The sequence below is a fragment of the Candidatus Protofrankia datiscae genome, assembly GCF_000177615.2.
Classification (GTDB): domain Bacteria; phylum Actinomycetota; class Actinomycetes; order Frankiales; family Frankiaceae; genus Protofrankia; species Protofrankia coriariae.
Genome location: NC_015656.1, coordinates 3,096,712 through 3,111,386 on the forward strand (window position 1 = coordinate 3,096,712; position 14,675 = coordinate 3,111,386).

The window sequence follows — 14,675 nt, forward strand, 5'->3', positions numbered from 1 at the left end:
CCTCTCCAGGTGACGTCCGTCGCCCCGCGCCCCTCCAGGCGACGAGGGTCACTGCGCCTCCTGGGCGACGAGGGTCTCCAGGCGGTCGCAGAGCAGGTCCGCCTCCTCGATTGTGATGATCAGAGGCGGCCGTATCTTCAGCACGTTTCCGCGTCCGTAGCGGGAGGTGCGCAGGATCAGGCCGTGCTCCATGCCGCTGCGCGCGAGATGCCGTGTCAGCGAGGTGGCGGGCTGGCCATCACGATCGGTGAGTTCGATTCCGATCATCAGGCCCAGTCCCCGCACGTCGTCGACGCAGGGGTACCGCTGGGCCATGCCGCGCAGCCGCCGCATGATGTGCGCCCCGACCGCGCGGACGTTCGCCAGGAAGGCAGGCCGGGAGACGATCTCGAGGGTCCGGGCGGCGGCCGCCGCAGCCAGGAGGTTGCCGCCGTACGTGAACGAGTGGAACTCGCCACCGAGCCCGGAGAACTCCCCGCTGGTGAGGATCGCCGCGACCTGGGCTCCGGAACCGCCCAGCCCCTTGGACGTGGTGATGATGTCGGGCCGCACATCGAAGTGGTCCGCGGCGAACATGTGCCCGGTGCGGCCGATACCGGTCTGGACCTCGTCGAAGACCAGGACGATGCCCCGCTCGTCGCAGATGCGGCGCAGCGCCGCCAGGTATCCGTCCGGTGGCACGATGTTGCCGCCGGAGCCGGACACCGGTTCGACGACGACGCAGGCGACACTCCCCGAGGACGCGTGATCGATGAAGTCGTTGATCCGTTCCGCGCACAGCAGACCGCAGGTGTCCGGCCGCTGCCGGTAGAAGCAGCGCCGGCAGTACGGGTCGGGGACATGGACGACCCCGGGGACGAGCAGCGGGAACGGCTCCCTGCGGAACGCCTCCCCGGACATCGCCGTCGTCAGCAGGGTCTGGCCGTGGTGGCTGCGAAACAGGGTGATCACGTCACGGCGGCCAGTGTGGACCTGTGCCATCTTCACCGCGCCCTCGTTCGCGGTGGAACCCCCCGACACCTTCAGGTGCACCCGCGTGAGGTTCGGCGGTGACACCGCGACAAGCCTGCGGACGAGTTCGTCGACGGGCCTGGTCTGGAACGTCGAAGTGGCGTGGATCAGTAGATCGGCCTGCTCACGGATGGCCTTGATGATTTCGGGGTGGCTGTAGCCGAGGCTGAGATTGAAGGTGGCGGAGGCACAGTCGATGTACGCCCTGCCCTCGGTGTCGTACAGGTAGATGCCGTCACCGTGGTGCATCATGTAGTCGCTGACCTGGTGGTGGAGCAGGTCCTGGATTCGCCGCGTGTCGTACAAGCTTACCGCCCCCTTGGTGTGGGCGACGGCCGTCGAATGCCGGAGTTCATCCGGCGCGATTCCGCCGGCCTCGTGGCCGCGCTCAGACGGGAAGAACGAAGGTGAAACTCCCTTCCCAGCCCTCCGCCGCCTCGCGGACGTTCATGAGGCATTCCGGCCGGAAATGCCTGTCCAGACGGTTTCTGCGCTCTCCCGGGAAGTACAGCATCGTCGTCAGCACCGCGCCGCCGGGCGGCTGCACCTTCACGTGGACGTGGCGGGTACGGCCCGGGTAGACGGCCGGCAGGACGGTTTCCAGCCGCCAGTTCCCCGCGGTGTCGGCGAACTGGTGTCCGCGCAGGGTGAAGCCCTCCTCGTCGTACACACCCTCGTCGCCGACCTGCCAGAAGTCCAGCAGCGTACCGCCGACCGGTTTTCCGTCCAGCCCCACGACACGGCCGGACAGTACCATGGGCGTACCAGCCCCGACATCGTTGCGGAAGTTTGTCTTGTACGGGGTGCAGGGCTTGTAGTACGGCCCCTCGGTCTGTTCGGGAGTCGGCGGTGTGCCGTTGCACCTGCATTCGGGTGTCGGGGTCAGGAGCTCCTGTCCCCGCGCTGTTTCCGTCATCTTGGAACTCCTTCGGTGATCGACGCGAGAAACGCCTCACGGAGTTTTCGCGGAGCGATACAGGAAGCCGTCCGCCGCCCGCCGTTCGGTCTCGATCGAGGTGCGTGCGACGCGTGAACGGGTCAGATGAACGGCGAGATCTGGTTGGAAGGGGAACGGCGGAGCTCTCTCTCGTGGGCCGCGTGGCGCAGCATGACGGCCCGGGCCCGGGCGAACAGGTCGTCGTCCGGGGGACGGGTCAGGATGTCCGTCAACGCGAAGAGATCGAGGGCACGACTGATCCGCGGCCAGTCCGGTGGCAGCAGACCGCCGCCGGCCTGGAAGGCGTCCGTCAACCCCCGGGAGAAGGCCGTCGGGTAGTCGTCGGCGAAGCGCAGCATGTTGCCGATGTCCACCAGCGGCGAACCGCTGAAGGCCAGTTCCCAGTCGAGCACCGCGGCCACCTGCCAGCGGTCGTCACTCCGCCGCTCGACCAGCACGTTCTTCGGGTTGAAGTCGTTGTGGACGAGGCTGCGCTGGCCGCACACGGCGGCGCACGGCCGCGCGCTCCTCTCGGCCAGCCACCGCAGCGTCGCCACGTCGGAGGAGCTGAGGCGTTGCGCGGCGCGACCGGTGCCGCCGGGCCGTCCGTCCGGGTGCCGCGCCGCCGAGAGGAGCCTCTCCACGAATTCCGGCAGATCGCTCGTGACATCCCGCCTCACCGGCCGGGGCACGAGCGAGGCTTCCTCGAAGTATCCCGGCCCGGGCAGAGCGAACATGCCGATGCGGGCCAGTGCCGCGCCGACCTCCCGGCCCAGGGAATCCGCACCCTCCGCAGAGGCATCCGCCAGCGGTCCGGACAACGTGACGCCCTGGACGAAACGGTAGACGAGGGCCGGACGGCCCGTCGCCCGGCCGTCCGAGTCCGCGGCCACGAGTTCGGGCACCGGGACCCGGCCGTGCAGCCGCGTCAGCAGGGCGGCCTCCACCTCGCAGGGGTTGCGCCGCACCGCCGTCCCGCCTCCGCCCGAACCGTAACGGCGCAGGACATAGCGCTCGTTTCTACGGGTTGTCAGCAGGATCGACTCGTTGGTGTACCCGCCGGGAAGCGGACGCGCGTGCCGCACGCTGTCACCCGGCAGCGCGTCGTGGAGCAGCCAGGCACGGACATCGGTCTCGAGACGGACGGAATCGCTGATCGCCGTCTCACCCGTTCTCCTGCCGTGCGTCCGGTTCTCCTCGTGACGAGGCCGGTCCACGTACACGCGGTTCTGGGCGACATTCGCGCGGTTCTGGGCAGCGTCTGCCGCGGCGGCGTTCGGCGACGTGTCGTCCGGCGACGCTCCGTCCTGGCGTGCGATGGTCGCGGCCCGGGCAGCCAGGACGAGACCGCCCGCCGGGCCTGCCATCGAACCGAGCGCGGCTGACACGACGAAGTCGTCCGCCGCCTGTTCCGGCAGGCCCGGATACCCGGCGAGCCGCTTCGCCAACTCGGCCCGTACCAGGGGGAACAGTCCCGGCAGCACCGACATCCCGCCCCCGATCACGATCCGCTCGGGCGCGGTGCAGTAGACGACGTTGCGCAGCCCCTCGGCCAGATAGGCCGCCTCCAGTTCGACCGCCCTGCGAAGCTCCTGACCGGCGAGTTCTTCCGCCGGCCGCCCCCAGCGGGCGGCGGCCGCCCGTCCGCTCGCCATGCCCTCCAGACAGTCCCCGTGGAAGGGGCAGTTGCCCGCGAACCCGTCCCCCGGCTGCCGTGCCACCGCCACATGGCCGATCTCGGTGTGCACCAGCCCGCGCACCGGCCGGCCGCCGACAACCGCCGCACCGCCGACCCCGGTACCGACCGTGATGTACACGAAGGTCTCCAGCCCACGTGCCGCGCCCCACCGGCCCTCGCCCAGCGCGGCCCCGTTGACATCGGTGTCGATCGTCACGGGAACACCCAGCTCACGCGCGAGCCTGCCCTGGACGTCCACGTTGCTCCAGCCGGGTTTGGGCGTGTTCGTAACAAACCCGTACCGGGGGTGGGAGCGGCGCAGCTCCAGCGGGCCGAAGGACGCGACGCCCACCGCGGCCGGCGGCCCGTGATCGGCCGCGGCCTCCCGGAAGAACGCGACCACCCGGGCAAGTGTCGGCCCCGGCTCCCCGGTGGGGAAGCGAATGTGGGCGGCGACGTCGTCGGGGCCCGTCCCCAGCAGGCACACCATCTTTGTTCCGCCTGACTCCACCGAGCCGTACAGCGGGCCGCGCGTGCTCATCGGTCGCTCGCAGGCCAGCCGTCCGCCCCCACGGGCGCCGGATCGGACCGGATGACGACCTTCATCGCGCCGTATCCCGCATCCCCCCAAGGCCAGCAGACCGAAGGCGTCCTGGTGGCGCTCGAGCGGGAACTCGTGCGTCACCAGGGACTCCAGCGGCAGTTCACGGGCCAGGTCGACAGCGACGGGGAAGACATCGGCTCGGTAGTCCCCCGCCCCGATCAGGCTGATGCCGTGGCTGGTCAGGTACATCGGTGTCATCAGCGTCGAGTAGGTGGCGTCGAAGCCCATCCCCACGACCCGCCCCCCGTCGGCCACCAGGCGCAACGCCCGCTCCACGGCCGTGCCCGTCGTGTCGAACACGACCTCGGGCCGCCGTCCGTCGCCCGCCGCCACCACGGTGTCCGTCGGATCCGCTCCCCCGCCGTCCACGACATGGGTGAAGGCCGCCTTGGCCGTCGCCAGCCGGTACGGGTCGGACTCGACGACCACCACCCGCCGTGCCCGTCGCGCCGCGACCAGGCCCGTCAGCACGCCGATCGGCCCCGCGCCGAGCACGGCCACGGTGTCGCCGAAGGAGACGTCCGCCGCGAGGACGTTGTTGAGCACACAGGCCAGCGGCTCCACCAGCACGGCCTGACGAAACCTCATGCCTTCCGGAAGCCGTTCGGTGAAGCGTTCCGGCAGCACGACGTAGTCGGCGTACGTGCCGTCGCGGTCGACGCCGACCTCCGTTCCTCGCTTGTGCTGGCAGAAATTGGTCGCCCCACGCCGGCAGGGCGGGCAGCCGCCGCAGAACAGGGTGGGGTTGACCACCACCCGGTCGGCGGGCCGCACCGTTGTGACATCCGGCCCCGTTGCCTCCACCACACCCACGGCCTCGTGCCCGAGAACCACACCAGGCCGTGCCGGAAAGCGGCCGAGCAGAATCTTGCGATCGGTACCGCAGACTCCCGTCCCGGTGACTCTGACCAGGACGTCGTCGCGCCGGGCAATGTCCGGAAACTGACGCTCTCGTATCTCGACGGAGCCGGAACCCAGATACACCAGTGCTTTCACGGCGCCTCCCAGGAGTCCACGGCCGCAGGCCGTATGACTCAGGAATGTGGCTCAGGCAATGGCTCTGACTCAAGCAATATGACTCAGGCGTGTGGCTCTCGCCACTCGGCTGTCAATGTCCACTATAGTTTCACAACCGGGTCTGTCAATGTAGCGGTGCGACGATGGTGTTGCAATTGCCCGGCTTGCCGCGACGTTCCCGTTCCGCTCGGACGGTCGGCGCTGGTCACATATTCGTCCGGAAAATCCGTCACCCGCCGCCGGCTGGCACCCGCGACCCCGGCAAGCCGTCCACCCCGGCGAGCCGTCCACCCCGGCGAGCCGTCCACCCCGACGACCGTCGGACGCCGCTCCGGCCGCGCACCGGCGCCTGCGCCCCGGAGCACTGGGAGGAACGTTGGGAGGGAATGCCGGGAGAGAACACCGCGAGAGAACGCCGAGAGGAACATCGAGAAAACACGGAGGGATGTGTCCGCGGGTGTGGAGCGAATGTGACGCCCTGCTGCGCGACGGCGGAATTGTGCATCTGCGTCTCGTCACCGACGATGACGAGGCCGCCCTGCGGTCGCTGCACGAGGGACTGTCGCCGCGCTCCGCCTACCTGCGGTTCTTCACCGCCGCTCGGGTGGCCGCCACCTGGTATGTCGATCACCTTGTCCGTGCGCCGGCGCTGGATCACGGCGCGCTGGCCGCCGTGGCCGGTGGGCGGATCGTCGGGGTCGCCGGCTACGAGCGGCTCGACGACCCGGCCGACGCCGAGGTCGCCCTGGCCGTCGAGGACGCCCAGCAGGGCCGGGGGGTGGGCACACTGCTGCTGGAACATCTCGCGGCCTACGCCCGCGGACGGGGGATCCGCCGGTTCGTCGCCGACACCCTGGACGAGAACGATCTCATGCTGAGGGTCCTCACCGACGCCGGGTTCCCCCTCCAGCGGCACCGGGACCGCTGGATCATCGACATCTCCTTTCCGCTCCGGCCCGAGGAGTCCCTCCTCGCCGCGCAGGACAGTCGGGAGAGCGCGGCCGACGTCAGCAGCCTCACGGCGTTGTTGCGGCCGGCGTCGATGGTGGTCGTCGGAGCCTCCCGCCGCCGCAGGACCGTGGGCCACGAGGTCGTCCGCAACATGGTCGCGGGCGGCTTCGGTGGGCGTCTCGCCGTGGTCAACCCAGCGGAAACGACCTGCTGACGTGGTGGGAGCAGGACCCTGACACGGGCGTGATCGCGCTGTACCTGGAGTCCTTCGGCAACCCGCGCAAGTTCTCCCGGATCGCGCGACGGGTCGGCTGCCGCACCCCGATCGTCGCGGTGAAAGGGGGCGCGTCAGCGGCCGGGGCACGCGCCGCCGCCTCCCATACGGCAGCCGCGGCCAGCCCTGCTGTGCGGGTCAGCGCCCTTTTCCGGCAGGCCGGGATCATCGCCGTCGACGGTCTCGGGGAGCTGTTCGACGTAGTGACCCTGCTCGCCCACCAACGCCTGCCCGCGGGCCGGCGGCTCGCGATCGTCGGGAACGCGGGCGGCCCGCTCATCCTCGCCGCCGACGCCGCCGCGGCCGCGACGGTCACGGCGGTGAGCACGACCCCGCTGGCCGCGGTCGTGCTCGGGCAGGCCCCCCGGGTGCGGACCCTCACCGCGCCCGCGCAACCGGGCGAACCCGCGCCGGGCGCCGTCCCCGCGTTCGCCGTCCCCGAGGATGCCGTCCGTGCACTGTCGCTCGCGGCCGAGCACGCACAGTGGCTACGGCGTCCCCGGGGCGCCGTGCCCGCCTTCGACGACGTCACCCCCGCGGCTGCCCGCGACATCATCGAGGTGGCACTGACCGACCAGCCCGAAGGATGCTGGTTGCCACCGACGGTGGCGGCGGACCTCCTGGCCGCCGGTGGCATTCCGGTCGCCCGGCCCGAACAGGCGGCCTCGGCCCAGATGGCCGCCGACATCGCCGGGCGCATCGGTGGACCGGTCGCCCTCAAGGCCGCCAACCCCGATCTGGTGCACAAGAGCGACCGGGGCGGCGTCCGGCTGGATCTGGCCACGCCGGCCTACCGGTCCATGCGGGCCGCGCTGGGCGAGGCGATGGGAGGAGCAGCCGTACAGTCCATGATCGCCCCCGGCGTCGAGACCCTGGTCGGGATCGTGCAGGATCCCGCCTTCGGCCCGCTCATCGGATTCGGGCTCGGTGGCGTCCTCACCGACCTGCTCGCCGACCGGTCCTACCGGCTGCTACCGCTCACCGACCGGGACGCGGCGGAACTGGTCCGTTCCCTCCGCGGTTCGGCGCTGCTGTTCGGGTACCGGGGAAGTCCACCGGCGGACGTGGCCGCGCTCGAGGACGTCCTGCTGCGCGTCGCCCAGCTTGCCGACGACCTGCCCGAAATCGCCGAGATGGACGTCAGTCCGCTCATCGTCCATGAGCACGGGGCGGTCGCGGTCGACGTGAAGATCCGGGTAGCGCGGGTGTCACGGACCCCTGATCCGATACTGCGCCGACTACGCTGACCGACCTCGCACAGTCCGCGGCGATGATCCGTTTCCCTGCGCTGGGTGGCCACGAGACCGGTCTGGCCGCTGTCCGCTTGTCGCTGCCGCGGACAGCGGCCAGCAGGCTCTCGTCGGCCAGGTATCACTGATCACTGCAAACGATCAGTGATACCTGGCCGACGCGTGCAGCGAGGCTGGGACGGAGTCGGTCCGTTCCCGAGACGGGAGGCGATCCGTATCGCCCGCCGTGCCGAGGAGCTGCCGGCGGCGAGTTTCGTGACGTCCCGAGCGTTCACGACTTTCTACTTTCTACGCCTGGTCGCCGTCAGGCCAGCCCCTCTGCCCCGGAAACAACCGACAGTACGGACCTGCCCATCCAGCCCTGATCCAGAATCTGCCGTCAAAACCTCGTCGCCAGCAGGCCGCCGTCGACGGGGAGCGTGACTCCGGTGATGTAGGAGGACCGGTCGCTGAGCAACCAGGCAACCGTTTCGGCGACCTCGCGCGGCGTGCCTACGCGGCCGAGCGGGGTGTGGGTCTCAAAGCGTTCACGCACCTGCGGATACTGCTCGAACGTGGCTGCCACGCCGTCGGTCAGAATGGCGCCGGGGGCGACGACGTTCACCCGAATTCCCTGTGCCGCATATTCCTGGGCCGCCGCTCGCGCAAGACCGGTGACACCGATCTTCGCCGCCTGATGGGCCGCGTCCCCGATTCCGGCGACCAGTCCGGACACGCTGCCAGCGATCACGATCGAACCGCCGCCAGCCTTTATCAGCTCGGGTATCTGGGCACGGATGTTCAGCCAGATGCCACGAAGCGTCAGGGCCTGTATGGCGTCCCAGGTCTCCTCGGTGATATCGGCCAGTCTCCTACCGAGTTCGTCTCCGACGGCCGCGTTGAGATACGCCCCGTTCAGCTTTCCATACCGTTCCAGCGCCGTCTGGACGAGTGACTCCACCCCGGCCGTCGTGCTGGCGTCGGCGGTCACGGCGACTGCGTCGAAGCCGTCAGCGGTCAGCTGACCAGCCAGTTTCTCAAGCTCACCGCTGCCGCGTGCGCCCAGGACGACCCGGGCGCCCTCCTCAGCGAACAGCCGGGCCGCCGCGGCACCGATCCCCCGGCTGGCGCCCGTAACGATGATCACTTTGTCTGAGAGAAGCCCCATGGGAGAAATGGTACGAAAGTTGAATTAAGTACGCCTTAGGCCCACGTCTCACGCGAGGAGCCGCCTTCGGAAAGTGAACACGGCAACGAAAAGAGAAAACCAGGGGAGTTGCGACCGTTGCGTTCGTGACGGACGGTCAGCCAGTGGTAGCAATGAGCGCGGCAGTGAAAGAGGGGAGGCTCGGGAAGTTGGGCCGTTGCCTTCGTGGCGGCCGGCCAGATCGCGGTAACCATCCGCCCGGCCGGGAAAGTACCGGCAGCCGTCCAAGGACTACGAGTATCTGACAGATACCACTGAGAACGTCAGCTACCAGGCGATAACCATGATCCCGTCCCACCGTGTTACCGGCCGGCCACCCCGACTTTCGGACACTCTTCGGTAACTGTCCGGCAACAACTATCCGACAGCCCCGGCCCCGCGCTCCTCCCCCGACAGCCATTCCCGCGAACGGGGTCGCGGCGTGGCAGCGGTGGGCCGAAAAGAGGACAGAAAGTACGTCAGCGCTCCGTCCGTCCGCGCCCGCCGCCGCCTTTTCTGGTCAGCCGTATCGAGCTACCCGACCGTTCATATAGACGAATGTGTCCCGGCGGGCCCGCGGGCAGAATCGACACGACATATCGACACGGCGGGACAACACGACAGAGCGGTTCGACGGAGCCGTCCGATACAGTCGCCCGGTATAGCCATCGCCCGGTATAGCCATCGTTCGGTACAGCCGTTCGATCTCGGTGCCGAGCGCACCGGGTAACAACTGGCCAGCGTTTCGAGCATATACCCGGCCGGGTGGGCCGCGACCGATCGGGTCGTGCTGTCGACGGTCGCGCCAACCCGTGAATGCCAACAGGCAAACAGATCCTGACAACCGGTGGATCCGGCCGGCTCACCGGCCGTGCCGCGGTCCTTCGGTTTGTCCGGCGCGCAGCTCCAGGGTGCAGCACTTGACGCTGCCGCCGGCCTTGAGCAGTTCCGACAGGTCCGCGCCGATCGGCTCGAAGCCGCGCTCGCGCAGCTGGCCGACCAGCCCGGTGGCGGCCTGCGGCAGCACGACATGCCGTCCGTCGGACACGGCGTTGAGGCCGAACGCCGCGGCGTCGTCGTCGGACGCCGTGATGGCGTCGGGGTAGAGCTCCTCGAGCAGCCGGCGGCTGCTCGCGGAAAAGGCCTTCGGATAGTACATGACCGTGTCGTGGTCCAGTACGGTGAGCGCCGTGTCCAGGTGGTAATAGCGCGGGTCGACGAGGGTCAGCCCGACCACCGGCATACCGAAGAACTCCTGGGATTCCAGGTGCGCCTCGGTGTTGGTCCGGAAACCCGATCCGGCCAGCAGCCGCGGCCCGGCGAGAAGATAGTCGCCCTCGCCCTCGTTGATCCACCGTGCCTGCCGGACGTTGCGGTAACCGTGTTCCCGGAACCAGCGCAGGTAGGCGGCGGACTCCGGGCAGCGGTGCGTGTGCCGGAAGCGCGCGACAAGCGCCTGGCCGTTCACCACGGTCGCGCCGTTGGCCGCGAACACCATGTCCGGCAGACCGGACCGCGGCTGAAGCTGTTCCACCCGGTGACCCAGCTCGAGATAGAGATTGCGAAGCCATTCCCACTGGGCGACGGCGACCTCGGTGAAGGTGGGTTTCTTGGGATCCATCCACGGGTTGATCGAGTACTCGACGTCGAAATACGTCGGCCTGACCATGAGATAGTGCCGCCTGGTGGCTGTACGTCGCACGCCGTCCTCCATACCGCCTGTGAGCGCTGTTCTGTCACCGTGCCACACCGGATGGCACGGCTGGCCGCAAAAATGGGACCGGTGTCCTGTGGGGGCTTTGTCCAGACCGCCTGGAACCGGGCGTTCGGGTCATGGCGGGCGTCTCGTGGCCTCGCGGGCAGCAGGATGCGTGGGCCCGATCCGTCGATGCCGCGCGCGTATGGTGGCCGTGGCCGGGCTGTCCCAGGTGTGGCATCCGTATGACGCGACGGGCCCCGGCCCGTCGGCCAGCAGCACCCTGACGCCAGCCAGCGGCGCGCCGCCGCCACCGCCGGCCATCTGTCGCGATCCACATGGCGCACCTCTTGCGGGTGAATACAGCATGTTGTACACAACACGAACTTCCGATATTCGGTGACGCGCGTGTGCCGACACCCGGCGACCTCCGTCGCCGGCGAGGCCGGTCCGTGCTTCCTGCCGGACCATTACGCGTCGGCGATAACCGTTCGACTGGTTCGTGCACCATTCAAACCACACGTGACGTTGACCGGAAGGACCGCCGAATCCGAACAATCAACGTCGGACCTGGTAGCCGGCAGGGCTAGCAGCGCCGGCCCGACGTCGCGGCGAAGCGGTTCGAGCGACACCCGCCGCGCCCCGCCCTCCACCAGCGAGACCGACAGCGGCTCGGCGTCCCGTTGCACGTTCCCGGCGAACGCGCTGAACAGCCTCGACACACTGTAACGGCCGGCGACACTGGCCCGCCGCAGCAGGCCGGCGTCCACCATCGACTCCAGCAGCTCGTCCGCCGACTCGATCGGTACGCCCATGTCAGCGGCGACACCGATCGCGGTCGTCCATCCCGCCCTGTTCCGGCCGAGCTGGTGGACGAGCGCCTGCCCGGCCGGCGACAGCAGCTGGTATGCCAGGGCGAACCGGTCCCGCACGTTCACGTCGCCGACACTGAGGATGTCCAGATGGATGTCATGATCAGCGAGCTGGCTGGCGGTGTACGCGATCGTCAGCTCCGGCCGGGCCGCTATCTTCCTGGCGACGATGCTGACGGCGAGTGGCAGGTCCTCGCACAGCTCGGCGATGGCGGCGGCGGCTTCGTGTTCCGCCCGTACCCGCTCCGCGCCGGCCAGCCGGCCGATCAGTGTCATCGACTCCTCGCGGGTGAACGCGTCCAGATCGATCCGGTGCGTGCCGTCCAGCCCGAGCAGCCGCGCCCGGCTGGTCATCACGACCTGGCTGCGCGCGGTCTGCCCCAGCAGCGGCCGGACCCGCTGTTCGTCACGGACGTTCGCCAGCAGCACGAACAACCTGCGCTGAGCGAGCAGCGAGCGGTACAGACCGATCTGCTGCACCGGATCGTCCGGCACGAGATGGGTGGGCACCCCCAGCGCGTGCAGGAAACCGCGCACAATGCTGTTCACGGGGCGGCTGGCCGTACCGCAGCCGCCGAGATCCGCGTAGAGACGGCCGTCCGGGAAGTCGGCGGACACCTCGTGGGCCAGCCGGAGCGCGAATGCCGTCTTGCCGATCCCGATCGGCCCGCTGACCAGCAGCGGCATCCTGACCGGCCCGGCAAGGCCGATCAGCCGGGCTGCGGTGGCCAGTTCCCGCGCGCGGCCGACGAACGTGCTCGACCCCATGGGCAGTTGGGCGGGACGGACGAGACTGGTCACCGTGCTGGTCGCCACATGCGTGACGGTCTGCGCCCCGGCCAGGCCGAACAGGCTGTCGGCCGACAGAACGGCCAGCTCCCGGTCGTCCTGGGAGCTGGCCGCCACACCTACCGGGCCTGACTGGCCCACCTGGCCCACCTGAGCTAACTGGCCCGCCTGGCCTGGTGGTTGACCTGCCTGGCCCGGTGGCTGGCCTGGCTGTCCGGCGATCTCCCGCCAGCGCCGCTCCCAGGCCACGGGGTCTCCCCCGCAGGTGGACACGAACGCCAGCGTCACCGCGAGGGTGGGCAGCCGGTGGCCGCTGGCCGCGCTGGACAGCACGGACGGCGCGAACAATACGGTACGGGCGAGTTGCCGGTAACTTGGACTGCCTGCGCGCTTCCGTAGCATGCGCAGATCGCGAGCGAATTCGGCAATCGGGCCGTTGGCCGCGTCCAACGGCCTCTCGGGCCTGCCCATGTCCATCCCTCTCCTGGCGTCACATAATTTCCGGTCCGCTATTTCGGGTCTCCGGTGAGCCGCTTCCTGAAATCCTGGTACGACACCTCCACCGTCATGGAAGTCCCGTCCGGACAGCTCACGTCAGTGACTCGCGACCCCGGCTCCGACACACGTAGGGCGAACATTTTTCAGCATCGTCCCAACAAGGCTCGCGATAGCGTTTCGGCCCACGACGAAACATGTTCCGTATCACCTGGCCAAGAGTTCCGAAAATCCTTGCACAGCCGTTTTTCATATCGCCGGAGCAGCGTACGTGGCTGAGAGCGGTTCGGGGCTTCCTGTTTAGCGGTGACGGCGGGGCAGCGCTCGACCAAACCTGCCAGGAAACTACCGGACAGAGTGAAATTGGAGGTGACGGTCGGATATCTTACCAGCCATTTCTCCATGTCCTGAGCGCCGCGGGTGGGCAAACTACCCAGGCCGCTGCAAGGCTGCTGGCCGGCGCACCGGACAGCGATCTCGTCAATGAACATCATGGCATCTCCGTGCGATGCCGGAGCAAGCACCACCAACAACCTCCCCCGTTCGGCTCCCAGCGTGGCAAAGGGGTTTGCCGCGCCGCTCCGGGCGTGACCCCGGGTACACCGTAAGGTACCGGCCACCGGAACACGGTCGGCCGCGGAACACCTGGTTGCTCGGCCGCCGCACATGCCGGCATGCCATTTCCCCAACGGTGGGCCCGGTCAGCCCGGCCCGGCGCCCTCGACCGGTTCCCGGAACAGCTTCCTGGACCAACGCCATCAGCTCGAACTTCTTTTCCCCGGACGGCACATGACACGTGGCTGCCATGAGCTCGGTAACACCGGACCCGAAATGATAAAAGGGCCTCTGCCAGGAGAGGACGGGCAGGTTGATCACGTATGTTCAGTCCCGGCTGTTCGCGGCGGTGACGGCATCCCGTTCTCCGGCACCGGCCCCGTGGAACGGCCCGGAGAATTCGACCGCCCAGCTGCCGGCCCTGGCGTACCCGGCCGCGCCGGTCAGCCCGGCAGGTGTTCCGACCATCGAGCGCAGGCTGGTCGTGGTCACGGGGCGCACCAGTCCTGCCGTCATGATCGTTCTCCTTTCCCGTCCGGACGCTCGCGCGTATGCGGTGGGAGCCGGGGTTCGCTCTCGCCCCGCCGAGGACGCCGGGCCAGAAGGACACCGGCCAAACGGCATGGACGACGGACGGCGGCGCCGACCCGCAACGGAACCACCATTATCGAAACTACTACCATTGGTGCACCGATTATTAATACTTCGACGGAGTGTGACAACCCGTCAGTCGGCTATCCGACACAGATCACGCGGACGACCGACAAGAAATCCCGAAAGAAAATATGATCAATGCTGTAACCTGCGACGACGTGCGCCATCCATGATCAGGAGAGGAATTTTCGACCGACCCCTGATTCCTCGCCGGCCGCTCTCTCCTTCAGCGTATTTTCAGTGCCATCTTCACCCTGATATGATCATGATGGAATTAGCGAGACGACAACACACACGAACGCCCGGGGCACAGCCGGCCCGGCTTCGTGCCGGGGGCGCCCCTCGAACAGCGCTTCCGGCCCGATACGCCGGGCTCGAACCCGGCGGGACAGACGCTACAAGTGATGACATCGGGTGATATGATCCCTCACAACGAGGATCCCGGTTTGGGGTGATGCCTCGGTTCGGGGTGGTGCCTGTTGCCGGCGCAGGCCACGACGGCGGCTTCTTTTCCATAGTGTTGTCTGCAACTCGGGAAAAAGGCCGGCCCGGCGAGTTGATGGTCGAATGATCCGGGGCGTGTGGACGCGGGACGGCCACTCCGGGCCAGCGTGCTCCCAGCCGTCCCGGCAGCCTCCCGGCGCGGTGCCGCCGGCGAAGGCCCGACTGCCGCACCCGACCAGCCCCGGTGCCTGAATCCTCGGGCAGACAAATCCTCGGGCCGACG

The 14,675-nt window shown here is 68.7% G+C and carries 9 protein-coding genes; 2 read left to right on the plus strand and 7 right to left on the minus strand.

Annotated elements, in window-relative coordinates; translation table 11 throughout:
* Nucleotides 1-48 precede the first annotated feature (48 nt).
* From FSYMDG_RS12885 to FSYMDG_RS24570, 3 genes are all read right to left on the minus strand, one after another.
* Entirely contained in the window at nt 49-1,263 is a 1,215-nt protein-coding gene (locus FSYMDG_RS12885; RefSeq protein ID WP_050803786.1) for an aminotransferase class III-fold pyridoxal phosphate-dependent enzyme, read from the minus strand.
* 136 nt (nt 1,264-1,399) lie between these two features.
* Entirely contained in the window at nt 1,400-1,927 is a 528-nt protein-coding gene (locus FSYMDG_RS12890; protein WP_013873888.1) for an intradiol ring-cleavage dioxygenase, read from the minus strand.
* Nucleotides 1,928-2,049: 122 nt separating this feature from the next.
* Nucleotides 2,050-5,226, minus strand: a complete 3,177-nt coding sequence (locus tag FSYMDG_RS24570) for an ROK family protein (protein WP_013873889.1) — start codon at nt 5,224-5,226, stop codon at nt 2,050-2,052.
* A 478-nt stretch (nt 5,227-5,704) separates the two neighbouring features.
* On the opposite strand from FSYMDG_RS24570, the gene FSYMDG_RS12900 reads away from it, so the two are divergent.
* On the plus strand, nt 5,705-6,412 hold the full coding sequence (locus FSYMDG_RS12900; RefSeq protein WP_043603595.1) for a GNAT family N-acetyltransferase: 708 nt from the start codon (nt 5,705-5,707) through the stop codon (nt 6,410-6,412).
* Between the two features lie 29 nt (nt 6,413-6,441).
* Nucleotides 6,442-7,719 carry an acetate--CoA ligase family protein gene (locus FSYMDG_RS12905; RefSeq protein WP_043603598.1) on the plus strand — a complete coding sequence of 426 codons (1,278 nt, stop codon included), beginning with the start codon at nt 6,442-6,444 and terminating at the stop codon, nt 7,717-7,719.
* Between the two features lie 382 nt (nt 7,720-8,101).
* On the opposite strand, the gene FSYMDG_RS12910 is transcribed toward FSYMDG_RS12905, so the two are convergent.
* From FSYMDG_RS12910 to FSYMDG_RS26200, 4 genes are all read right to left on the minus strand, one after another.
* Nucleotides 8,102-8,869 (minus strand): SDR family NAD(P)-dependent oxidoreductase, encoded by a 768-nt coding sequence (locus FSYMDG_RS12910; RefSeq protein ID WP_013873890.1) that lies wholly within the window; start codon nt 8,867-8,869, stop codon nt 8,102-8,104.
* A gap of 880 nt (nt 8,870-9,749) precedes the next feature.
* Nucleotides 9,750-10,589, minus strand: coding sequence for a dimethylargininase (ddaH, locus tag FSYMDG_RS12915; protein WP_013873891.1), 840 nt, complete (start codon nt 10,587-10,589; stop codon nt 9,750-9,752).
* A 464-nt stretch (nt 10,590-11,053) separates the two neighbouring features.
* Entirely contained in the window at nt 11,054-12,715 is a 1,662-nt protein-coding gene (locus tag FSYMDG_RS12920) for an NB-ARC domain-containing protein (RefSeq protein WP_202797623.1), read from the minus strand.
* A gap of 906 nt (nt 12,716-13,621) precedes the next feature.
* A complete protein-coding gene (locus tag FSYMDG_RS26200) occupies nt 13,622-13,810 on the minus strand; it encodes a hypothetical protein (protein WP_013873893.1) in 189 nt (62 codons plus the stop codon).
* Nucleotides 13,811-14,675: the final 865 nt, after the last annotated feature.

Coding starts and splice junctions, on each gene's coding strand:
- FSYMDG_RS12885 (WP_050803786.1), bottom strand. CDS start 1,263: ATGATGCACCACGGTGACGGCATCTACCTGTACGACACCGAGGGCAGG.
- FSYMDG_RS12890 (WP_013873888.1), bottom strand. CDS start 1,927: ATGACGGAAACAGCGCGGGGACAGGAGCTCCTGACCCCGACACCCGAA.
- FSYMDG_RS12910 (WP_013873890.1), bottom strand. CDS start 8,869: ATGGGGCTTCTCTCAGACAAAGTGATCATCGTTACGGGCGCCAGCCGG.
- FSYMDG_RS12920 (WP_202797623.1), bottom strand. CDS start 12,715: ATGGGCAGGCCCGAGAGGCCGTTGGACGCGGCCAACGGCCCGATTGCC.
- FSYMDG_RS26200 (WP_013873893.1), bottom strand. CDS start 13,810: ATGACGGCAGGACTGGTGCGCCCCGTGACCACGACCAGCCTGCGCTCG.